23 protein-coding genes are annotated in these 20,306 nt (G+C 71.9%); 11 read left to right on the top strand and 12 right to left on the bottom strand.

Going from position 1 to position 20,306, the window contains the following annotated elements; translation table 11 throughout:
* Window positions 1–915 (top strand): Hint domain-containing protein (locus ACFW1A_RS23685; protein WP_380411222.1); only part of this gene is annotated, 915 nt, incomplete at its 5' end.
* 26 nt (window positions 916–941) lie between these two features.
* The gene (locus ACFW1A_RS23680) at window positions 942–1,388 is read left to right on the top strand and encodes a hypothetical protein (RefSeq protein WP_380411221.1); all 447 of its coding nucleotides are present in this window, start codon (window positions 942–944) and stop codon (window positions 1,386–1,388) included.
* 542 nt (window positions 1,389–1,930) lie between these two features.
* Here ACFW1A_RS23680 and ACFW1A_RS23675 read toward each other — a convergent pair.
* The 5 genes from ACFW1A_RS23675 to ACFW1A_RS23655 all read right to left on the bottom strand — a co-directional run bounded on the left by ACFW1A_RS23675 (window position 1,931) and on the right by ACFW1A_RS23655 (window position 6,091).
* Window positions 1,931–2,203, bottom strand: a complete 273-nt coding sequence (locus tag ACFW1A_RS23675; RefSeq protein ID WP_380411219.1) for a hypothetical protein — start codon at window positions 2,201–2,203, stop codon at window positions 1,931–1,933.
* 157 nt (window positions 2,204–2,360) lie between these two features.
* Window positions 2,361–3,539 (bottom strand): helix-turn-helix domain-containing protein, encoded by a 1,179-nt coding sequence (locus ACFW1A_RS23670; RefSeq protein ID WP_380411218.1) that lies wholly within the window; start codon window positions 3,537–3,539, stop codon window positions 2,361–2,363.
* 95 nt (window positions 3,540–3,634) lie between these two features.
* Window positions 3,635–4,270, bottom strand: coding sequence for an HAD family hydrolase (locus ACFW1A_RS23665; RefSeq protein WP_380411217.1), 636 nt, complete (start codon window positions 4,268–4,270; stop codon window positions 3,635–3,637).
* A gap of 152 nt (window positions 4,271–4,422) precedes the next feature.
* On the bottom strand, window positions 4,423–5,769 hold the full coding sequence (locus ACFW1A_RS23660) for a DUF6895 family protein (RefSeq protein ID WP_380411215.1): 1,347 nt from the start codon (window positions 5,767–5,769) through the stop codon (window positions 4,423–4,425).
* Window positions 5,770–5,836: 67 nt separating this feature from the next.
* Window positions 5,837–6,091, bottom strand: coding sequence for a hypothetical protein (locus tag ACFW1A_RS23655; RefSeq protein WP_380411214.1), 255 nt, complete (start codon window positions 6,089–6,091; stop codon window positions 5,837–5,839).
* Window positions 6,092–6,445: 354 nt separating this feature from the next.
* On the opposite strand from ACFW1A_RS23655, the gene ACFW1A_RS23650 reads away from it, so the two are divergent.
* The 4 genes from ACFW1A_RS23650 to ACFW1A_RS23635 all read left to right on the top strand — a co-directional run bounded on the left by ACFW1A_RS23650 (window position 6,446) and on the right by ACFW1A_RS23635 (window position 9,762).
* Window positions 6,446–6,751 (top strand): hypothetical protein, encoded by a 306-nt coding sequence (locus ACFW1A_RS23650; protein ID WP_380411213.1) that lies wholly within the window; start codon window positions 6,446–6,448, stop codon window positions 6,749–6,751.
* 148 nt (window positions 6,752–6,899) lie between these two features.
* On the top strand, window positions 6,900–7,226 hold the full coding sequence (locus ACFW1A_RS23645; protein ID WP_380411212.1) for a hypothetical protein: 327 nt from the start codon (window positions 6,900–6,902) through the stop codon (window positions 7,224–7,226).
* Window positions 7,227–7,430: 204 nt separating this feature from the next.
* Window positions 7,431–9,365, top strand: coding sequence for a S9 family peptidase (locus ACFW1A_RS23640; protein WP_380411210.1), 1,935 nt, complete (start codon window positions 7,431–7,433; stop codon window positions 9,363–9,365).
* Between the two features lie 79 nt (window positions 9,366–9,444).
* A complete protein-coding gene (locus ACFW1A_RS23635; protein WP_380411209.1) occupies window positions 9,445–9,762 on the top strand; it encodes a hypothetical protein in 318 nt (105 codons plus the stop codon).
* 85 nt (window positions 9,763–9,847) lie between these two features.
* Here the strand turns inward: ACFW1A_RS23635 and ACFW1A_RS23630 are convergent, their stop codons facing one another.
* On the bottom strand, window positions 9,848–10,990 hold the full coding sequence (locus tag ACFW1A_RS23630) for an acyl-CoA dehydrogenase family protein (protein WP_380411208.1): 1,143 nt from the start codon (window positions 10,988–10,990) through the stop codon (window positions 9,848–9,850).
* A 165-nt stretch (window positions 10,991–11,155) separates the two neighbouring features.
* Here ACFW1A_RS23630 and ACFW1A_RS23625 point away from each other — a divergent pair, with 165 nt between their 5' ends.
* The gene (locus tag ACFW1A_RS23625; protein ID WP_380411207.1) at window positions 11,156–11,794 is read left to right on the top strand and encodes a TetR/AcrR family transcriptional regulator; all 639 of its coding nucleotides are present in this window, start codon (window positions 11,156–11,158) and stop codon (window positions 11,792–11,794) included.
* A gap of 48 nt (window positions 11,795–11,842) precedes the next feature.
* Here ACFW1A_RS23625 and ACFW1A_RS23620 read toward each other — a convergent pair whose 3' ends face one another.
* Window positions 11,843–12,253 (bottom strand): DUF3224 domain-containing protein, encoded by a 411-nt coding sequence (locus ACFW1A_RS23620; protein ID WP_380411205.1) that lies wholly within the window; start codon window positions 12,251–12,253, stop codon window positions 11,843–11,845.
* Window positions 12,254–12,582: 329 nt separating this feature from the next.
* On the opposite strand from ACFW1A_RS23620, the gene ACFW1A_RS23615 reads away from it, so the two are divergent.
* A complete protein-coding gene (locus ACFW1A_RS23615; RefSeq protein WP_380411203.1) occupies window positions 12,583–13,602 on the top strand; it encodes a serine protein kinase RIO in 1,020 nt (339 codons plus the stop codon).
* A gap of 84 nt (window positions 13,603–13,686) precedes the next feature.
* Here ACFW1A_RS23615 and ACFW1A_RS23610 read toward each other — a convergent pair whose 3' ends face one another.
* Together ACFW1A_RS23610 and ACFW1A_RS23605 are read right to left on the bottom strand one after the other, a co-directional pair.
* Window positions 13,687–14,328 (bottom strand): LysE family translocator, encoded by a 642-nt coding sequence (locus ACFW1A_RS23610; protein ID WP_380411202.1) that lies wholly within the window; start codon window positions 14,326–14,328, stop codon window positions 13,687–13,689.
* Window positions 14,329–14,657: 329 nt separating this feature from the next.
* Window positions 14,658–15,056: a hypothetical protein gene (locus ACFW1A_RS23605; RefSeq protein ID WP_380411201.1), complete on the bottom strand. Its 399-nt coding sequence runs from the start codon at window positions 15,054–15,056 to the stop codon at window positions 14,658–14,660.
* Window positions 15,057–15,084: 28 nt separating this feature from the next.
* Between ACFW1A_RS23605 and ACFW1A_RS23600 the strand changes: the two genes are divergently transcribed.
* Window positions 15,085–15,726, top strand: coding sequence for a LamG domain-containing protein (locus ACFW1A_RS23600; protein WP_380411199.1), 642 nt, complete (start codon window positions 15,085–15,087; stop codon window positions 15,724–15,726).
* A gap of 82 nt (window positions 15,727–15,808) precedes the next feature.
* Here ACFW1A_RS23600 and ACFW1A_RS23595 read toward each other — a convergent pair whose 3' ends face one another.
* Window positions 15,809–16,291 carry a VOC family protein gene (locus ACFW1A_RS23595; RefSeq protein ID WP_380411198.1) on the bottom strand — a complete coding sequence of 161 codons (483 nt, stop codon included), beginning with the start codon at window positions 16,289–16,291 and terminating at the stop codon, window positions 15,809–15,811.
* A 103-nt stretch (window positions 16,292–16,394) separates the two neighbouring features.
* On the opposite strand from ACFW1A_RS23595, the gene ACFW1A_RS23590 reads away from it, so the two are divergent.
* Window positions 16,395–17,096, top strand: a complete 702-nt coding sequence (locus tag ACFW1A_RS23590) for a leucine-rich repeat domain-containing protein (RefSeq protein WP_380411196.1) — start codon at window positions 16,395–16,397, stop codon at window positions 17,094–17,096.
* A gap of 26 nt (window positions 17,097–17,122) precedes the next feature.
* Here the strand turns inward: ACFW1A_RS23590 and ACFW1A_RS23585 are convergent, their stop codons facing one another.
* Window positions 17,123–18,217 (bottom strand): AAA family ATPase, encoded by a 1,095-nt coding sequence (locus tag ACFW1A_RS23585; protein WP_380411194.1) that lies wholly within the window; start codon window positions 18,215–18,217, stop codon window positions 17,123–17,125.
* On the bottom strand, window positions 18,214–18,846 hold the full coding sequence (gene pnuC, locus ACFW1A_RS23580) for a nicotinamide riboside transporter PnuC (protein WP_380411193.1): 633 nt from the start codon (window positions 18,844–18,846) through the stop codon (window positions 18,214–18,216). Before pnuC ends, ACFW1A_RS23585 begins: the two co-directional genes overlap by 4 nt.
* A 331-nt stretch (window positions 18,847–19,177) precedes the next feature.
* On the opposite strand from pnuC, the gene ACFW1A_RS23575 reads away from it, so the two are divergent.
* On the top strand, window positions 19,178–20,306 hold a 1,129-nt coding region (locus tag ACFW1A_RS23575), incomplete at its 3' end, for a GTPase domain-containing protein (protein ID WP_380411192.1).

The following is a 20,306-nucleotide window of genomic DNA, read 5'->3' as shown; positions in this document are numbered from 1 at the left end:
AACCTGATCAAACACGAGGCCACCTCCGCTGCGGAGGACCTCGGCGCCAACGCCGCCGAGGACTTGGGCACGGCGGCGGCGAAGGACTCCGCCGAGGAGACCGAGGCCATCGGCGGCAGCTGCGCCATCCACTCCTTCGCCGGCGACACCCCGGTCCTGATGGCCGACGGGACCACCAAGCCGATCAGCCAGATCAAGGTCGGCGACCGGATCACCAATGCAGCCCCGGGAGCCGGGGACCAGAAGCACACCGTCGACGTCGTCCACGTCACCTACACCGACACGGACTTCACCGCCCTGACGGTCACCACCCCGGCCGGCCCGAAGACCATCACCACCACCCAGAACCACCCCTTCTACGACATCACCACGGGCCAGTTCACCAAGGCCGGCCAGCTGGGAGTTGGCGAGCAGCTCCAGACCACGGGCGACGGGCGCCTGACGGTCGCGGGGGTGCGGAACTACACGGACAGCTTCGTCACGTACGACCTGACGATTGACGGGCTGCATACGTACTATGTGCTCGCGGGGACCGCGCCAGTCCTTGTGCACAACTGCGGAAATGCCAGTACTGACGACCTTTATGCAGCGGCCACGGGAAATGTCAAGGGACAGTTGAGCCCGGCAGGTCGAGCTCTTCAGAAGCACGGCGACCCAAGTCCCGGAAACATCCTCAAGCGTGGACAGGCCCATGTCGACCGGTACGACTTCGGTAGGGTGACCAATAGTGAGAGAACCGAGGTCGGGAACGAGATTATCGAGGAGATCCTGACGCATCCGGGGGCGACGGAGAAGCTGAATCCGTCTGCGATTGCCCACTATGGAGGCGTCACCCGCGACATCAAAATCCCCGGAAGTTGGGGTGCGCGGTGGAGCATGCGAGGTGGAAGCCTCACCTTCGAAGGTTTTCTCTAGGAGCAACGGAACGGGACGGAGCTGGTGTGGACTACCGGAAGGAACACTTCGTTGTCGATGGGGCGCTGCGCGATCTGTGTGTTCTCGATGCGCGCGGCGAGGACTGGCATAGGATGATCTCCGCACTCTCGTCCTCGGGATGGGAAGTGTCGTTCACCACGACCCTTTCTGATGGGCCGGCGAGTGCGCCGGGTGACGCTGAGGAGCTTTTCAGGCAACTCCTCCTCGATGCTGAGGCTTCGGCTACGCTTGCGATTCTTGTCGATGGGATCTGGTTCGCGTGCTACTTCTTTGACAAGGAGGAGATCGAGTTCACCTTTGATCCCGAAGATGTGCCGGACGAGACCTCTTTCGAGTCGGTGGAGAAGTTCATGAAGTGGCTCGGAGACTCATGCGGGCAGCCAGTAGTAATGACAATGGAAGGCACTGATCACCGGTCGATGCCAGTGCTTCTGGAATATGTGCCTTCCTGACAATTGATCCCCTCCCGGGTGTCCCCCGGGAGGGGATCAATCAGTGACTGAAGAAACGTGGCCAACACTGTGAAAGGGTACTCGGTGAAACCCCGATCGCTTGGAACCGTACGGTCGATTCCGGAGCTGGGGTAGACGGAAAAGCGTGGCGGGGCGCATTGTGGCCACGGTGCACCGATCTGAGCGCTGGGCTTCAGCGTCAGCGCCGCCTGCTCAAGGCTGGGCCCGGCTATGCGGTGCGGCACCTGGGGCAGCGGCACGGTGGCCAGTCTCCGGTGAGTGGCAGCCGGTACCACGGATCCGGCTCGATCGTCTGTGGCGCACCGCGCGCATTTCGACGCCCGTCCGGGCTGACGGTGTAGACCCGGATCGTCATGACGCCTCTCACCGCTGTTCCGTGGCGCAATGCGGGCAGCGATGCCACCCTGCCGGACAGGGCGGGGGCTTCGGCCGGACCACGGTGCGGTGCAGCCGGTGGACGGCGGCCCGTAGCCAGCGGCACGAGCCCAGAGGCCCAGTTCTGACAATGAGTTGACGGTGCGTCACGGCGATCGCCTCGGTTCCCGTGCGGAGGCCTGGGCCGCCTCGGCCGCCGTTGGGTATCGCCAGCCGTCCAGCGCGGACACTTCCCAGGTCGTGGTGCCGCCCAGGCGGCGGAGGGTGATGGTCGGCACGCCGTAAGGGGAGCCGTGGACGACGCCCACTTGCCCGGTGCTCGTGTCGACGACCCTCACCTGCTCAGGCGGGCGGTACGCCGTGGTGGCCTCAAGGTTCACCGATGCACTGGCCACGGTCTGGAGCGCCTGCTTGCTCATCGCGCTGCGCCCGCACCGGCTGGCAGAGGCGGGGGCTGGACAGGTATCGCCGTGCAGGCTGTGCGGGCTGGTGGCTCCACGGGGAGCCGGTGCTGTGGTCACACAAGGAGGATCCGCTGCCGGCAGCAGCGGAAGTGCCACAACCTGTGGCACTCGTTCAAACAACCCGCGCCCACTGGCAGAACGCCCGCAACTCCTCGTTCCGGCCCCGAGACAGGCGCAGGAGTGTGGCCAGCTCGGTCCGGACCTGTCCGTGCTCCCGGACATGCTGAGGGGCGATCCGTCGGGCGGCCTGCAGGGATTCGAGCGCATGGTCGCGCCGGCCCAGGTGTACCTGCGCGCGACCGAGGTCAATGTAGTAGTGCGAGCGCCGCTCGGCCGGCATCGTGTGCGGCGGCGACCACTGGCGTGCCGCTGTCACAGCGTGAACCAGGCCGACCGGGTCGGCCAGCTCGACGGCGACTGCCAGGCGGTGGATCCGTAGCGAGTCGGGGCCGACTGCGGTCCCGTCGTACAGCTGTTCCGGCACCTGGGTGGCGAGGTCCTCGGCGAGCACCAGGTGGTCACGGGCCTGGTCCGCGTCCTGGAGGCGGCCGGCGATGACCGCCGCCCGCATGTGGAGGGCGGCGGTCGCAGCGGTCAGGGACACGGTGGTGGGGCACGGGAGTGCTGACCTGGCGGTCGACAGCGCTCGCAGGCCCGATTCGAGCCGGTGCGCTGCGAAGAAGACCTCAGTGCGCACGTATGCGACCGCCGCCGTGAGGGCCGGGTCATCGGCGATACTGGCTGCCCAGCCCATGAGTGCTACGAGGCGTGCCGACAGGTCGGTGTAGCCGTACTTATACGCCACCGCGTCCGCGGCGCGAAGCGCGAGAACGAGGAGCCGGGCGAGGTGGCGGCGGTGGTGCCCGACTGCCGTATCCAGTGCTCGGAACAGTTCTTCCAGCAGCGCCGGAACCTGCTCGGCGAGTTGGCCGTATCGGGAATTGACGCGCTGTTGGGTCAGCTCGTCGACCGCCGCGACGAGGCAGGTGATCGGCCTGACGGGACCTCGATCGGGCAGATCGTAAGCGGCGATGGCAGCCTGAATGGCCGGGATCGTGCGGTGCACGCGGCTGCTGGTCGGCCCAGGTCCGTCGAGCAATTCGCCTGAGGTGGTCCCCAGGGCCTCCGCCAGCGCGTCCAGGAGTGGATGGCTCGGACGTCGCTCACCGCTCTCCAACTTGCGCAGCATGCTGACGGAGATGCCTGATGCCTTGGATGCCTGAACCCGCGTCAGGCCGGCGAGGGCGCGAGCCGCGGCGATGCGGTATCCGAGCAAGGGCGCGCTGGACATACCGGGCTCCGTTCCGTGAGGCCGAGCGAACCGTACCCGGAGCGGTGGGTCCGAGGTGCTCGAATCGCTTCAACGCCTCTGGTCTCGACGATTCTTCATACTGGTTCGACCAGGAGGTCGGTCAACTCGTCGAGTGAGTCGACGGTCCAGTCTGCTGACGGTGCGTCAGTGGTGAGGCCGATGGGACCGCGGCGAAGGTGCGCGGTACGGAGTCCGGTCAGCTCGGCCGGGACGATGTCGTTGGCAGGGTGATCGCCGACGTAGACGATCTCGGTGGGTGGCAGGGCGGTCCAGGCGACGACGCGCTCGAAGAACTCGCGGGCCGGCTTGGCGGTACCCCACTCGGCGCTGACGGCGATGGCGTCGACCGGCAGCCCGAGGCGGCGCAGGCACTCACCGGCGCGGACGTTCTGGTTGCCGGCCACTCCGACCCACAGACCCGAGTCCTTGAGACGCTGCAGCGCTGGGCGGACGTCCGGGTAGAGGTCGGTGTCATCGAGGTACTCGTCGTGACCGGCTGCTCGGCGGGCCGCCCATTCGGCGCCCACATCACAGCCGGGTTTGGCGATGCGGATGGCTTCGGCGTTGTCCAGGCCTCGGGCGAGCACCGTGCCGACGAGAGCGGACATGGTGTGCGGCGGCACGCCCAGCCAGGCGGCCCAGTCGTGCCAGTAGCGGGTGTCGCTGGTGAGGGTCTCCCCGACGTCGAACACCACTGCCTTGATCGCCATGGCGGCAGCGTAACTGAGCCCCGGCGGGCAGGAGGTGCGCCAGTGGGTGCGTCAGTTTGGCTGTGCTGTGCTGTGCTGCCGATGCCGGATCTGATCGATGCCTTGAACAGATCGAGCCGGGCTCGCTGTCAGAAGTCCCTGCCGTGGCAGCGTCAGGCTGAGCCGGTGAGGCTGTCTGCTCGCAGAGCGGCTGGGGGCGGTGCGCACTCGTCGTCGCTTTCCCAGGACGCGAGCAGGCTGGCCCTGAGCAGGAGGTGACCAGCCTGGCCGGCCCCTGGGGCCTGGAGGAGGTCCCACTGCCGGGCGGACTCCAGGAGGAGCTGGACACAGTCCAGTCGCCGCAGGTCTACTGCGCGCCGCAGGGCGATGGAGAGGACAAGAGGAGACAGTCGGGCCTGCTGGCGCGGGGGCAGGGCGAGCAGGCGCTGGTACCACTGCGGCTGCTCGTCCTGGTCCCCCGTGCGCGCCGGGAGTTGGGCGAGCAACTGCTCGACCGCTCCCAGGCAGCCGCTGGTGTCCGGGGCGATGTCGACCGGGGGCGCCACGCGGTTGGTGAGGGTCACCGCGCACAGGAGGCCCAGCACGTAGACCGCGTGGTAGGTGGTGGCGAGGGCGTAGCGGCTGCGGTCCTCGCTGCCGAGTCCGTGGTAGCGCTCCGACCGCACCAGCGGGGTCGGGAGGAATCCGGCCTGGTCGTCGGCCGTGGTGAGGAGTTGGAAGGCGAAGACGGAGGCGGGGCTCCACGGTTGCCCGAGCATCGGCCCGCAGAAGAGCAGTTCGCCGGCGAGGTCGTAGTCGTGCTGGTCGAGGCTCGTCGCCATGGCGGCTTCGGTATCGGCCTGCACGGCAGACAGGGGCCGGGGCAGGCGCGGGCGTCGGCTGCCCAGGTCGGTGGCGAACATGACGGCGTGGGTCAGGGCGTAGGCGTCGTCCCGCGACCCGGCCAGCGCGTCCAGGGGACGACCGAGCATGGAGCGGGCCAGCACCGGGTGCAGGGTGTACGTGCGCCGTGCCTGCTGCGGGATGCCGGACAGCTCCGTGAGCCAGACCTGTTCGAGGTCCCGATGGGGAGGGCGCTCGCGGCCCGGGGCGGTGCGCGGCCAGGTGCAGGCGGTGTGCAGGAGCCGGTCGAAGGCCGGATCGGGGTGGCCGGCCCGGGAGAGGCACACGTGGGCGCAGCCGTGACTCAACGCCATGGCGGGCTCCAGGCACACCGCCGCCCGGGCCCGCTCGCCGCGGGCGTGGGGGGCGAGGCGGCGGGCCAGTTCGTCCACCCGTGCGCGCAAGGCCGGGCGGTCGACCGCGGCGCGGGCCGCGGCCAGGACCAGCATGGCGGTCTCCGTGACCACCTTCTCGGGGCGGACGTCCACGGTCGGATCAACGGCATCCCGGTAGCCGTCGGGTGCGAGGACGTCCACCGCGCGCAACGCGATGTCGAGCGTCCTGAGCAGCCTTCGTTCGAGGTCCGCACAGTCCCAGCGCCGCGTCGTCCCGGTCATCCGGTGTCGTTCCTCTCCTTGTCAGGAGCGTCGGGAGTGTCAGGCTGTCGGCGGTGGGGTACCGCTGTCAGTCCGTCAGTTCCTGACCGACCGCGCGCAGCTGTGCGGCGGAGTCCAGCGGACCGCCGGAGGTGGACGGCCGGAACACGCGGACGAAGTGCTGCCCCGTGCCGCAGAAGCCGTCCTCACCGCTGAGGGCGAGCGCCGGCCCGAACTTCGCGAGGGCGTTCCCGATCGCGGTGAAGTCAACGGCCTTCGTGTCCAGCAGCGAGGTCACGATCGCCCGGTGGCTGTCGGTGGTGTTGTCGGATCCGGTGCCCATGTCGACTCCTTGCTTCGTGTGCGACTCAGATGGAGTGCGCTCAGCCTAGGGCATGACCCTTCCGTTGCGTGGTCGCAGTGTCACGCGGCGTGGCGCGGGACGGCGCCCGGCGGCCGGGGTCGGGTCGAGTGGACTTCGGCCCGGACTGCCTGACATCCGGGTAGTGACGGGAGTACGGTCGGTCACATGGGTCAGCCAATTCCTTGCTACGCCTGCGGCGGTGCCGGCGTCACCACGCAGACCCGCCACAGCGTCGTCACCAAGCCCGACGGCAGCCAAGAGCCCACCACCGAGACCTTCACGGGCCCGTGCGCCACCTGCCACGGATCCGGCCGGATTCAGTAGGAGCCCCCGATGCGCCTCGTCTTCGCGTGCACTGCCTGCGGCATCCACTACCTGCCACCCGCAAGCATGACCTGGTCCGATGGCACCACAGCCAGCCCCCTGTGGTGCTCCGTCCACCACGCCGCCGCCACCGCCCGCGGCATTGCGGAGCCGCCCGCAGCAGCGGCAGCAGCCCTCGCCGCTGCCCGCATGCGCAGCGCGGCGTCCTCCGCCGGCCGGGCCGACCAGGCCGACCACGCCGAGCGGCGGCCCAGCAGGCCCGCGCGCACGCGGCGAGCGGGACGCACCAGCACCAGTCGCAACAAGCTCAAGTAGACCGCGCCCAGCGACGAATCCCCGTGCTCGGCCCGGCTCGGGCGATGCGGCCGGGCGGCCGGCTGTGGCGCCCTGCTTCTCGGCGGGGTCGCCGGGCGGGTTCGACCTTCCACCCGGGGTGGCCTTCCAGGTCCGTTACCCTCAGCCCATGGAGCCGGACCGTCCCCTCGTTCGTGACGTCTTCCCGGACCTCGTCTCCGAGCTGACCGCCCTGCTGGTGGACGAAGGAGAGCACGACCTCGCCATCTGCGTGCAGGACGTCCGTCTGGTGGGCGAGTGTGACTGCGGCGACGGCTTCTGCCAGAGCATCCGCACAGCGGACCATCCGCGGGGACAGCCGTACGGCGCAGGCCATCGGTGCGTGCCGCTCTCGCCCTCGGAGGGCATGCTGATCCTGGACGTCGTGGACAGTCGGATCATGTACATCGAGGTGCTCGATCGGCTGCCGATGCGCCGACGGGGCGCGGAACGCTGAGCTGCGAGCAGGCCTCGTGGGCGTTGTCCGCCGGGCGTGAACCTCGCGGTGGGCTGCGGGAGATGGTCGGTGGGGCGGTGGCTCACGTGCGGGCCGTTGCGCCGCGAAACTCGGCTGACACCGGGTCAGCAGTGCGCCAGGATGGCCGTTTGTCGTCCTGGCGAGCGAAAGGCTGTCCGAGTGCCGCACCCTGAACCGCGACCGATGACCGACTCGACCGAACTGCTCAGCGCGGAACAGGTAGCGGACCTGGCCGTTCCCGTGGCGGCGGCCATGTCGCCGGACGGTCGGCTGGTTGCCTACAGCGTGGTCGCGAACAGTGGGAGGGGCGGAGGTCCGGACAGCTCTGTCTGGGTCGCCGCCGCCGACGGCAGTGCAGCCCCGCGCAGGCTGACGGCTGGTACGGCTCGCGCCGCTGCGCCGAAGTGGGCGCCGGACTCGGCTGTTCTGTTCTTCACCTCCGAGTCCGGGGAGCGGGGCAGCTCCCAACTGTGGCGGATCCGCCTGTACGGCAACGAGGACCTTGCCGAGCCCCTGACCGACTGGCGCGGGGGCATCGGCGACCACTGTCCGCTCGCCGGCGGCCGCACCGTGGCGTTGCTCGCGGCGGACGAGCCCACCGCGGAGGACGAACGCCGGGCGGCCGAGGGGGACGACGCGAAGGTCTGGGGGCGGCACCTCCCGGTCACCCGGCTGCGCCTGCTGGACCTGGCGACCGGCGCGGTCCGCACCGTGGACGGGCTCGGGGACCGCCACGTCGTCGAGGTGACCCAGCGTCCGGACGGCGGCCCGCTGGCGGTGTTGAGCTGGGCCACCCCCGAGCTCGATCCCGGCGTCATGACGGCACGCCTGCATCTGGTCGCCCCGGCGACGGGAGCCGTCCAGGAGCTGGGACCGGTCGGGGTCGAGGCCCGGTCCCCGGTCTGGTGGCAGCACGACGGGGAGTGGCATCTGGCCCACGTGGCGGTGACCCCGGGGCACGTGATCGGCGCGCCGGCCGTGATCGACACGGTTCCGCCGGCCACCGGCCCGACCGGGGAGCAGCGCAGTCTCACGGCCGGCATGTCCGTCTGCCCCACGGAGCTGGTGCAGGTCGCCGACGGGCCGCCGTTGGCGCTGTTCGCCGACGGGCTGGACACCGCGTTGTACCGGCTGGATCCGCAGGCGCTGCGGTTCGACCGGCTGTCCTGCTCGCCCGGTACGCTCGCCGGCCTCACGGCGAGTCGCTCCGGGGCGGCTCTCGCCGTGGTGGCGAGCACCGCCCACGGGCCGAAGAACGTCCACGCGGGGCTCACCGGCGGGCCGCTGCGGCGGCTCAGCGACACCAGTCCCGAACTGCACCGGATCCGCTGGGGTGTTCAGGAACGGCTCAGCTACCGGGCTCCCGACGGGCTCCAGTTGGACGGCCTGCTGATCCTGCCGGTCGGCCGGACCCGGGGCGAGGGTCCGTTCCCGCTCGTCACCCTGGTCCACGGCGGCCCGTACTTCCGCTTCGCCGACGAGTTGGCGCTCAGCGTGGTCGACTGCGGTCAGTGGCTGGCGACCGCCGGATACGCGGTCTTCCTGGCCAATCCGCGGGGCGGGTCGGGCCACGGGCACGACTTCGCCGCCGTGGTGGCGGGTGCGGTGGGCGGCGACGAGTGGACCGACATCCTCGCGGGGATCGACCTGCTGGTCGCCGAGGGAGTCGCCGATCCCGAGCGCCTGGGCATCTCCGGGTGGAGCCACGGCGGCTTCATGGCCGCCTGGGCCGTCGGTCGGACCGACCGGTTCAAGGCCGCCGTCATGGGCGCCGGCATCAGCGACTGGGGCATGCAGGCCGGGACCGGCGACTGGGCCGCGACGGACGCGGCGCTCGGCGGCAGCACCGGTTGGAACGGACCGGGACCGCACACCCACGACCGGAACAGCCCGATCTCCTACGTGTCCCGGATCCGCACCCCGATCCTGATCCTGCACGGCGAGGAGGACACCAACGTCCCGCTCGGCCAGGCGGTCCACTTCCATCGCGCGCTGCGGCACTTCGGCGTCGAGCACGAGTTCGTCGTCTACCCCCGGGAGGGCCACGGACTGTACGAGCGCGCCCACCAACTCGACGCCCTGCGACGGGTCCGAGCCTGGTGCGACCGCTGGCTGTAGGCGCTCACCCCCGCCTACCTCCCGGCGCATCCCACCCCGCCCCGGCTCTGCCCGCCGGCCCGGGGCGCATCATGGGGTGATGGAGAAGCGCGAGATCAAGCAGAGCGTGGCGGGACTTCTTTCGATCGTGCTGGACGACAGCCTCGACGACGCCGAGTTCACGCAGCAGTTCGGGCTGGTGACCGCGCAGCTGCTGGCCGTGTCGAGCCCACGGAACGCCCCGGCCCAGGCGGCGGTGCGCGGGGCCGTGCGGGAGTTGGAGCCGCAGTTGACCAGTCTGACGGCGGCTCTCTGCGAGGCGTTCCGGCGACTGGCCGTGGAGCACGACCGAGGCGCTGACGCGTCGTCGCGGGAGATCCTGCAGTCCCTCGCGCTGGAGTGGTCGGCCGAGCAGTAGACGGGGGCGGCGCAGCGGCGGGCCCCGGTGGCAGGTCGGCCGTACCCTGTCACCGGGGCCCGCTGGGCGCTGATCTGTCGCTCGGTCAGTTCTCGCGCAGCGTGCGGCTGATGACCAGGCGCTGGATCTGGTTGGTGCCTTCGAAGATCTGCATAATCTTGGCCTCGCGCATGAAGCGCTCCACCGGGAAGTCGCGGGTGTAGCCGTAGCCGCCCAGGACCTGGACGGCGTCCGTGGTCACCTTCATCGCGGCGTCGGTGGCGACCAGCTTGGCTACGGAGGCCTGGCGGCCGAACGGGCGACCGGCGTCGCGGCGGCGGGCGGCGTCGAGGTAGGTGGCGCGGGCGGAGTCGACGGCGGCGGCCATGTCGGCCAGCAGGAAGCCGAGGCCCTGGTGGTCGATGATCTTCCGGCCGAAGGTGGTGCGCTCGTTGGCGTAGGCCGTCGCGGCGTCCAGGGCGGCCTGGGCGAGGCCGGTGGCGCAGGCGGCGATGCCGAGGCGGCCGCTGTCCAGGGCGCTGAAGGCGATCTGCAGGCCCTGGCCCTCGGTGCCGATCAGGCGGTCGGCGGCCAGCACCGCGCCGTCCCAGTTGGCGGAGGTGGTCGGGACCGCCTGCAGGCCCATCTTGCGCTCGGGCTTGCCGAAGGACAGGCCCTCGGCCTGGCCCGGGGCGAGGAAGCAGGAGATGCCGTGGCCGCCCGGACCGGTGCGGGCGAACAGGGTGTAGAAGCCGGCCTTGCCGCCGTGGGTGATCCAGGCCTTGGTGCCGGTGATCCGGTAGCCGTCCTCGATCCGCTGGGCCTTGCAGGTCAGCGCGGCCGCGTCGGAACCCGCCTGCGGCTCGGAGAGGCTGTACCCGCCGACCAGCTCGCCGGCCAGCATCCGGGGGAGCCACTCCTCCTTCTGCGCGTCGGTGCCGAAGGTGGTGAGGGGGTAGCAGGCCATGGTGTGCACGCTGGTGGCCACCGCGACCGCCGCCCAGCGGGCCGCCAGCTCCTCCAGCACCTGCAGGTAGACCTCGTAGGGCTGGCCGCCGCCGCCGAACTCCTCGGGGTACGCCAGACCCAGCAGCCCGGCGCGGCCCAGGGTGGCGAACAGGCCCTCCGGGTAGCTCTCGGTGCTCTCGTGGTGCTCGACCCGGGGGGCGAGCTCCTTGTCGGCGATCTCACGGGTGAGTGCGATCAGGTCCTCTGCTTCGGGGGTGGGAAGCAGGCGGTCGACGGCCATGGCGACTCCTGGCGGATCGTGGAACGGCACCGGTCCCACGGCACCGGGGGAACGGCGCCGACGAAACGGTACTGAGGAGGGTACGTCAGTACCGGTTAGAGTAGCGCAAGGGTCGGACCCCCGGGTCGCGGCCGACTCGACAGCTGCGGCTGTCATACTTGCGGGATGATCGAAAACGCGGTCGTGGCCGGGACGAAACCGGGCACAGCGGAGCAGATCGGACCGAGGCAGACCGGGCGCGGGGCGGCCCGGCGGGCGGTGCTCTTCGAAGAGCTGGTCGAGCTGCTGATCAGCGAGGGGTTCGCCCAGCTGACCCTGGACGACATCGCCGCCCGGCTGCACTGCTCCAAACGCACCCTGTACGGGCTCGCGGGCAGCAAGGAGCAGCTGGTCCGCGCGGTGGTGGTGCACTTCTTCCGGCGGGCCACGGGGCGGGTGGAGGCGGCGACCGCCGCGGAGCGCGGGCCGGCCCGTCGACTGGCTGCCTACCTGGGCGCGGTCGCGGCCGAACTCGCCCCGCTGTCACCGCAGTTCTTCGACGACCTGGCGGATTTCGAGCCGGCGGCCGAGGTGTACGAGCGCAACACCCGGGCGGCGGCCGCGCGGGTCGGGCAGCTGATCGAGGAGGGCGTGACCGACGGCGTCTTCCGCGAGGTGCACGTGGCGTTCGCGGCCGAGGTGATCACCTCGGTGATGGTGCGGATCCAGCAGCGCCAGGTGGCCGCCGCCACCGGGCTGGCGGATGCGGCGGCGTACGGCCACCTGGCGGAGCTGTTGCTGCACGGGTTGGTGCGGGAGGAGTAGGGGAGGGGGGAGGTGGCTGCCCGGCGGGCAGCTGCCTGGCCCGGGCCGCTACTCGCCGAGCCGGTAGTCCAGCCAGAGCCGGTGCGTGCCGTCCGGGTCGACGGCGATGCCGCCGGTGCCGGTGATGCCGGCCAGGGCGGCGCTGCCGCTGCCGGGGACGATCACGAAGAACTCGTTGAGCCGGTCCGCGCCCGTGGTGGTCGCCGAGTGGGCGAAGTTGAAGGCGCCGTCGAGCCCGTGCACCGAGCCCTCGAAGGACTCCATGGCCAGGTACGTGCCCATGCCGGTGCCCTGGTCGAAGGCCGCGGTGAACAGGGTGGCCGAGCGGCCGATCACCTCGCCCTCGAAATGCTTCTCCATGGTGGAGACGCCGACCGGTACGGCGGTGGCGACGGGCGGGTCGGGCACCACGTCGGTGGGGACGAAGGACTTCACGGTGAAGGTCGCGTTGGCTCTCATGCGCGCGAGGCTAGCGGCGGGGTCTGACAGTCCGTCGGGTCGACACGGCCGACTTCCCGCGGGGAACGGGGGCCGTCCCCCGCGCCCGAAATTAATCGGTTGCGCGGCGTCGGGGGACCGCTAAGATCGTCCACGTTCCTGCGACACGGGGCCACCGGGCCCGCGTGCGCCGAGAGTTCCGTTCGAGGGGAGGTGTGACCTCATGGCTGCCGCCGTGATGCGGCGCGCCTCGTCGTGCGCGCCAGACGCCCCCTCCGTTCTCTCGCCCACCGGCTGACTCCGCGTCCCCGACGCACCCTGGTGGGCCCACTCCGCAGGAGACCACCACAGTGCGTGACCGTTTCGCCGACACCGACTCCGCTTCCTTCAGCCGCATCCGTGCCAAGGGTGCCAAGCGCAACCGCCTGCACGAGGCGGCGGAGTACCCGGCCTACGAAGAGGCTTTCGCGGACCGCTCCGAGTTCGCCGCGATCCTCAACCCGACGTCGACCTCCACCACCGTCGACACCCACTTCGACAGCACCGATGTCGAAGCCACCCTCGCCCCGGTGCCGGGGGACGGCCCGCCGCAGGGCGACCGCTGGTCCACCTGGGACCAGTCCACCCCCACCGAGAAGGGCCCCGAGCCGCGCCCCGACTGGGTGGTGACCGAGCTGGCCGCCGTCGACACCGAGTTCGGCATCGTGAAGACCGGCAAGGAGGGCGACGTCTTCCTGCTGGAGCGTGCCGTCCCCGGCACCGATCGGCGCACCCTGATGGCCGCCAAGCGCTACCGGGACGGCCACCACCGGCTGTTCCACCGCGACTCCGGCTACCTGGAGGGCCGCCAGCACAAGGAGTCCCGGGTCAGCCGGGCGATGGCCAAGCGCACCGAGTTCGGCAAGCAGGCCATCGCCGGGCAGTGGGCCGGGGCCGAGTTCGGCGCGCTCTGCCGGCTCTGGCAGTTGGGCGTCGCCGTGCCCTACCCGGTGCAGATCCTGGGGACCGAGATCCTGATGGAGTTCATCGGCGACGCCAACGGGCAGGCAGCCCCGCGCCTGGCCCAGCTGCGCACCGAGGAGGCCGACCTGGAGGACCTCTGGGACCAGCTCGGCCGCTCGCTGGTGCTGCTGGCCCGGGACGGCTTCGCGCACGGCGACCTGTCGGCGTACAACATCCTGGTCCACGAGGGCCGGCTGGTGATCATCGACGTGCCGCAGATCGTGGACGTGATCGCCAACCCGCGCGGGCGCAGCTTCCTGGAGCGCGACGTGCGCAACGTGGGCGCCTGGTTCACCGCGCGCGGGCTGCCGCAGGAGCGGGTGGACGAGCTCTCCCGGGAGCTCGCCTACGAGGCCCGGTTGGACTGAGTGCCACGGCCGCCCCGCCCGGTGGGGGACTGGCGCACCGTCAGTCCCCCGGGGGCCGGCGCCCGGTCCGGCAGGGGCGGCCGCTCAGTCGCCGAGCGCCAGCCGGATCCCGAAGGCCGCGATCACCGTGCCGGTGACCCGGTCCAGCGTCCGGCGCGCCCGGGGCCGGGCCAGCCAGCCGCGCAGCACGCCCGCGCAGCCGATCAGCAGGCTGGACCAGAGCAGGCCCAGCACGATGTGCACCGAGGTGAGCAGCAGACCCGTGGTCAGGTGCGGGGCGTGCGGCGGGATGAACTGCGGCAGCACGGCCACGTAGAAGACGCCCATCTTGGGGTTGAGCAGGTTGGTCAGCGAACCCTGCCGCCAGCCGCCCGCGACGCTGTCGCGGCCGCTGAGCAGTGCCGCCTCGGCGGTCGTGCCGTCGGCGGTCCGGCCGCTGAAGGTGTCCAGCAGCATCCGCCCGCCCATCCAGAGCAGGTAGCAGACCCCGGCCCAGCGCACCGTCTGGTACGCCAGTTGCGAGGCGGTGAGCAGCGCGGTGACGCCGAGCGAGGTGAGCGCGCCCCAGAGCAGGGTGCCGGTCTGGATCCCCAGCACCACGCCCCAGGCGCGGCGGCGTCGGCCGACCGCGCTGGTGCGCAGGATCAGAGCGGTGTCGAGTCCGGGCGTGAGCGTCAGCAGACCGACCACCAGGACGAAGGACCAGAGCGAGGCGCCTGTTGTCATGGGCCGCCAGTTTAACGGGGCACGAACGGCGCCCGGTGGCCGGGGTGAACGGCGCCCTCGGGGCGGGGGCGGGAGTGACCCGCCGTCAGGATCACGCACCTGGTGGACGCTCCGCCCGGCACGTGCGCGCAGTGGGCCGTGGGGCTGGTGGGTCGCAACGATGTTCTACTATGCGTGGCTATGACGGACGGTACGGAACACACGGCTCAGGGCGATCGACCGCAGGGTGCGACTGCGCCGGGTGCGCCGGGCGGGTACGGATTCCCGCACCCCGACCAGCTGCAGGCGCCGTCGACGCAGGGGACCCCGTTCCCGCCGTCGCCGTTCGGTCAGCCCGTCTCCTCCGCACCGGACTGGGCGGCGCTCGCCGAGCGCAACGAGGCCCGGTTGCGGCGCCGGCGGCTGCGCAACGCCGGCGTCGTCGTGGCAGCCTGCCTGGCCACCGTGGGCGCCGTGGCCATCGCCGTGGCCGTTGAGGGCGGCGGCAAGGGCAAGGCCACCGCGGCCGCGTCGGCCACCGGCCCGGCCCAGGCGGCGCCGTCCGACGCACCGTCGGGTGCGGCATCGGCCTCGGCCTCGGCATCCGCGTCGACCTCGGCTTCGGTACCGGCTGCCACTGCCTCGGCCGCGGCCGCCACGTCCGCGGCCGCCGGCGCCCCGGCGGGCAACGGTTCGTCCGCCGCGCCGGCGTCGCCCTCCGCCGGCCCCTCGCGGGCCCCGGTGACCACCCCGACGGTGCCCGGGCAGCCCGGCCTCGTGGCGGACCACACGGGGCAGGCCGACCTGGCCATCGGTGCGGGCGCCGCCGTGAAGTCCGTGCCGGGCGGCTTCGTCCTCGGCTGCAAGGGTGACGCCACCGCGTACGCGCAGTCCTCGGGTCGGCTGATCGACGTCGGCCAGAGCTTCACCGTCTCGGCCTGGGTGGTCAACGACGCCGCCACCGGACCCCGTTCGGCGATCAGCCAGGGCGACGGCCCGTCGTTCTCGTTCGACCTCGGCCGTGACGACTCCGGCGGCAGCACGGCCTGGGTGTTCCGGGTGCAGACCGGAGGCGGCGGCTCGGACGCCACCGCCGTCCAGGTCCGCGCGGCCAACGGCGACCCGCTGCACGGCTTCGCGCTGCTCACCGGAGTCTACGACGCCGGGCAGCACACCATCACGCTCTACGTGAACGGAACGGCCGCCGGATCCGCCACGGTCTCCGGGGTCTGGGCCGCCCCCGGTCCGCTGGAACTGGGGCGCAGCCGCCATCAGGGCGCGTGGACCAGCCCCTGGACGGGTGTGCTCGGGCACGTCCAGATCTGGAACCGGGCGCTGAGCGCGGCCCAGGTCGCCGCCGTGAAGGCCAACGGCGGCGCCGGCCCCGATGCCCCGCCGATCGACTCCTGGCTGGTCTGACCCGCACCGGGTCCGGGGCGCGCGGCACGCGGCACCGGACCCCGAGGGGCGCTCGCTCGGACGTCCTCGCCCGAGCGGGCGCTCAGACGTCCTCGCCCGCGTGGACGCGGCGCAGGACGGCGAGGTCGAGCTTGTGCATCTGCATCATGGCGCGCATGGTGCGGGCGGCCTTCACCGGGTCGGGGTCCGAGTTCAGCTCGATCAGCTCGGCCGGGAAGACCTGCCAGGAGACTCCGTAGCGGTCCTTGAGCCAGCCGCACGGCCCCTCCTCGCCGCCGTCGGTGAGCTTCTCCCAGTAGTAGTCCAGCTCCGCCTGGTCGGCGCACGGGACCTGGATCGAGATCGCCTCGGAGAAGGTGAACTGCGGGCCGCCGTTGAGACCGGTGAACTGCTGCCCGTTCACCTCGAACTCCACGGCCATCACCGTCCCCTCCTTGCCCGGTCCGGCCTCGTTGTAGTGGGCGATGCGGCCCATCCGGCCGTCCGGGAAGACCGAGGTGTAGAACCGGGCGGCCTCTTCGGCCTGGCCGTCGAACCAGAGACAGACGGCGAGCGGACCGGGCATGGCGCACCTCCGGGGGAGTCGGGTCCCTCCTGCCTACCCCGTCCGGCCGGGCGAACCCGGCAGACACGCCCGTCCACACCCGTTCGGGTCATAGGCTGGCTCGATGAACCTGTGGCGGCAGCGGCTCGGCGCGGTACCGGAGGCGGTCTGGGAGCGGACCGACCTGGAGGTGCTGGTGTTGGCGGACAACGACCTGACCGAGCTGTCCCCGGCGATCGGGCGGCTGCGACGCCTGCGGATGCTCGACCTGGGGCACAACCGGCTGGCCGCCGTCCCGGGCGGGCTGGGTCCACTGCTCGACGTGCTGTACCTGCACGACAACCAGCTCGCCGAACTGCCGCCGGAGCTCGGGAAGTTGACGAGGCTGCGGTACCTGAACGCGGGGGAGAACCGGCTGACCGGCCTGCCCGCGAGCCTGGGCGGACTGGCCGACCTGGTCGAGTTGCACCTGCAGCACAACCGGCTCGCCCACCTCCCGCCCGAGCTCGGCCGGCTGGGGCGGCTCCGCGAGCTCCGGCTGCGCGGCAACGCACTGAGCGCACTGCCGGCGAGCTTCGCCGAGCTGCGCGACCTGCGCCACCTCGACCTGCGGGAGAACGCCTTCGCCGAGGTCCCCGCCGCGCTGGCCGGTCTGCCGCTGCTGCGCAGCCTGGACCTGCGCGGCAACCGGCTGACCGGCCTGCCCGGTTGGCTCGCCGAGCTGCCGGCGCTGGAGCGGCTGGACCTGCGGTGGAACGACGCGCTGACGGTGGGCCCGGAGGTGCGCGCCGCGCTGGAGGCGCGCGGCTGCATCCTCTGGGACTGACGCCCCGTCAGCCCGTGGCGGCGTCCTCAGCCGAACGGGTCGGCCAGGTCCCAGCCCGCCGAGAGCAGTTCGTCCACCGCGGTCAGGGCGGCCGCGAGCCGGGCGGCACGGTCGCCGGTCAGCTCCCGCCACGGCACGCCCGCCTTCGCCAGCACCTCGCGGAAGCGGCTGGTCATCCACGGCCGCAGCTGCTCGCCGTCGCGCAGGCCGTCGTCGTCGAACGGGACGCCGAGGTCCGAGGTGAGCAGGTAGAGCGCGCGCGGCGGGCCGGCGGCGGCCAGGGCGGTGACCTCGGGGGTGGTGCGTCCGAGGTAGCGCTCCTGCCAGACGGTGGTGGCCAGCGCGTCCGTGTCGCAGACCAGCACCGGGCCGCCGGAGCGGGCCGCACGCTGCTCGGCCTGCTGCTGGCGGCGGACCACCAACGCGAAGTCGGCGTCGGTCCAGTCCAGGTCGAAGACGGTGGCGGCGGGGTCGGCGGCGCGCGCCACGGCGAGCTTGGTCACCGTCAACTCCCTGCCGTACTCGGGCACCCAGCCGGTCAGCGCATGCGGGCCGCCGCGTTCGCGCAGGGCCCGGGCCAGGTCGCGGGAGAGGGTGGTGGTCCCGGTCGACTCGGCGCCCAGCACGACCACCCGCCGGGCGAACCAGGCCCGCACCGGCGGCTCCAGGTCCGCCCAGTGCGCCACGGGGTCGGCGCGCACCGCGGTGCCGGAGACGGCGAAGGTCTGCCGTGCGGTGTCCAGCAGCACCGGCGCGGCGCCGAACCGGCGGGCCAGCTCGGTGCCGTACGGCTCGGAGCTGAACACCGCGTCCACCGGCGGCGCCGGCGGGGCCGCGGCCACCGCCGCGCGCATCAGCTGCACGTGCCCGGCCCAGACCGCGTCGTCCCGGTAGTCCACCGGCAGGTCGTCCACCGTGCCCACCACCGCGACCTGCGGCTCGTCGGCCCAGTGGGCGCGGATCCAGGCCACCCGTTCGGCCAGCGGGACCGACTCGTGCGAGGCGGCCATCACCACCACGGTGACGCGCCGGCAACTGTCCGCGGCGGCCCGGACCAGGAAGTGGTGCCCGGCGTGCGGCGGGTAGAACTTGCCGATCACCAAGCCGTGTTCGAAGCTCATGCCGGCACCGCCGCGGGGGCCGCGAGCACGCGGCGCCAGTCGCGCAGGCCGACCAGGCACATGCCGAGGAAGACCGCGTAGACGAGGGCGGTCAGGTCGAGCCGCTTGACCGTGTAGAGCGGGATGTAGACCAGGTCGGCGGCCAGCCAGAAGTACCAGTTCTGCAGCCGCTTGGCGTTCAGCAGCCACTGGGCGGCGAGCGAGAGCGCGGTGGTCAGCGCGTCCCAGAACGGCGCGCTGTCGTGCGCCCGGGCCAGCAGGACGGTGAGCGCCCAGGTGGCCGGGACCACCAGCGCGGTGAGCCACAGCAGTTCGGCCGCCCCGGCGCGTCCGATCGCCCGCCGCTCGCCCAACTCGCCGTCGCGCCACAGCCACTGGAACCAGCCGTAGGCGCCGAGCAGCAGGAAGACCACCTGCAGGGCGGCGTCCGCGTACAGCCGGGCGCTCCAGAACAGGACCAGGAAGAAGACGTTGTTGGCGATCCCGATCGGGAAGTTCCGGGCATCGGCCCGCACGCAGAGCCAGACGCAGGCGGCGCCGGTGGCGAAGCCGAGCAGCTCGGCCGAGCTGACGGCGTCGTTGCCCAGCTGGAACAGTGGGTGGTTGAGGGCGTCGAGGATCGACGACATGGGGGTTCCCCCTTCGCTTAATGTCAGAGTGACGATAAGCGAGGGTCGGGTTGCGCGCAACGGTCTTTCGCGGAGGCTCCCGGGGTCCCGTCCCGCCGGGCGGGCCGGCTCCGGGATTCGCCGATGGCCCGCGGTGCGGTGTCGGCGTATCCGCGGAGCAGGGGCGAACACGTGTCGCAAATCGCGGCCGTGTCATGTCCATCATGGTCAACTCCCGGTCACAATGCGGAAGTTGATCTACCGAAAGAGCACCGCTCGCTCACTTTCCGCCCCTATGATCCGGCGTAGCGACCCCGCGGGGAGAGGAGCCCGAGCTGTGGCGCGTGCGGAGATGATCGAGTCGATTCTGGCGAGGCGGGCGAGGCGGGCCGAGGAGTTGGCGGGCAGCCGGCGCCGGGCCATGGAACTGGTCGCCGCACTGGACGGCCTGGAGGCGGCGCGCGGGCGGCTGCCGGGGAGCGTGGCGCAGGCGCCGGGGCTGGCCGAACCGATCGCGCGGTTGCGCGAGCAGTGCCTGGCCGTGGCGAAGGAGATGGACCGGACCGCCGAACGCTTCCGCCGGCCGACCCTCACCCTCGGGATGATCGGCCGCAGCGGCCAGGGCAAGAGCCGCTTCCTGCAGAGCCTGACCGGGCTGACGGACGATCAGATCCCGGCGGGCAAGGGGAGTTTCATCACCGGTGTGCCGAGCCACATCCGGCACAGCGAGCACGGCCCGGGCGGTGCCGAGATCGACTTCCACGACGAGCGTTCGTTCGTCGAGCAGGTGCTGGAGCGCTACTACGGCGCGCTCGGCCTCGGTCCGGCGCCGGCCACCGTCGACGAGTTCGCCCGCCGGGAGCTGCCGCGCCCGCCCGCCGAGTCGACGGTGGACCAGGCGGCCTGGGACCACCTGGCCCGGTACCACGCCGCGCTGCCCGCCTACCGCGACCGGCTCACCGGGCCGACCCGGACCATGACCGTGCCGACCGGTCAGCTGCGCCGCTGGGTGGTCCAGGCGGACGAGGCCGGGCACCCGCTGCACGACTTCCGGGCGGTCCGGCAGGTGCGGATCAGCACCCCGTTCGGCCGGCCGGACCTGGGCCGGGTCTCGCTGATCGACCTGCCCGGGCTGGGCGACACCAACCTGGGCGACGTCGAGCTGCTGCGCCGCGCGCTGGGCAGCGAGGTGGACGTCGCGGTCTTCCTGCGGCGGCCGGACACCCACCGTTACGGGGTCGAGGAGGCCGACGTCCGCCTGTACGAGGAGGCCCGCGCCGCGCTGCCCGAGATCCCGCTGGAGCGCTGGTCGTTCATGCTGGTCAACCGGATGGCCGACGGCACCAACGAGCACGGGGTGCAGGGCTTCCGGGACTCGCTGGCCGGTTCCCGGATCAAGGTGGTCGACGTGATCGAGGTGGACTGCACCGACCCCGCCGCGGTGCGCGCCGCCTTCGACACCCTGCTCGGCCGGCTGGTCT

This window comes from Kitasatospora sp. NPDC058965, from assembly GCF_042741245.1.
Lineage (GTDB): Bacteria > Actinomycetota > Actinomycetes > Streptomycetales > Streptomycetaceae > Kitasatospora.
The sequence above is the reverse complement of the archived record's forward strand: the minus strand, read 5'-3'. Positions and strand labels throughout refer to the sequence as shown.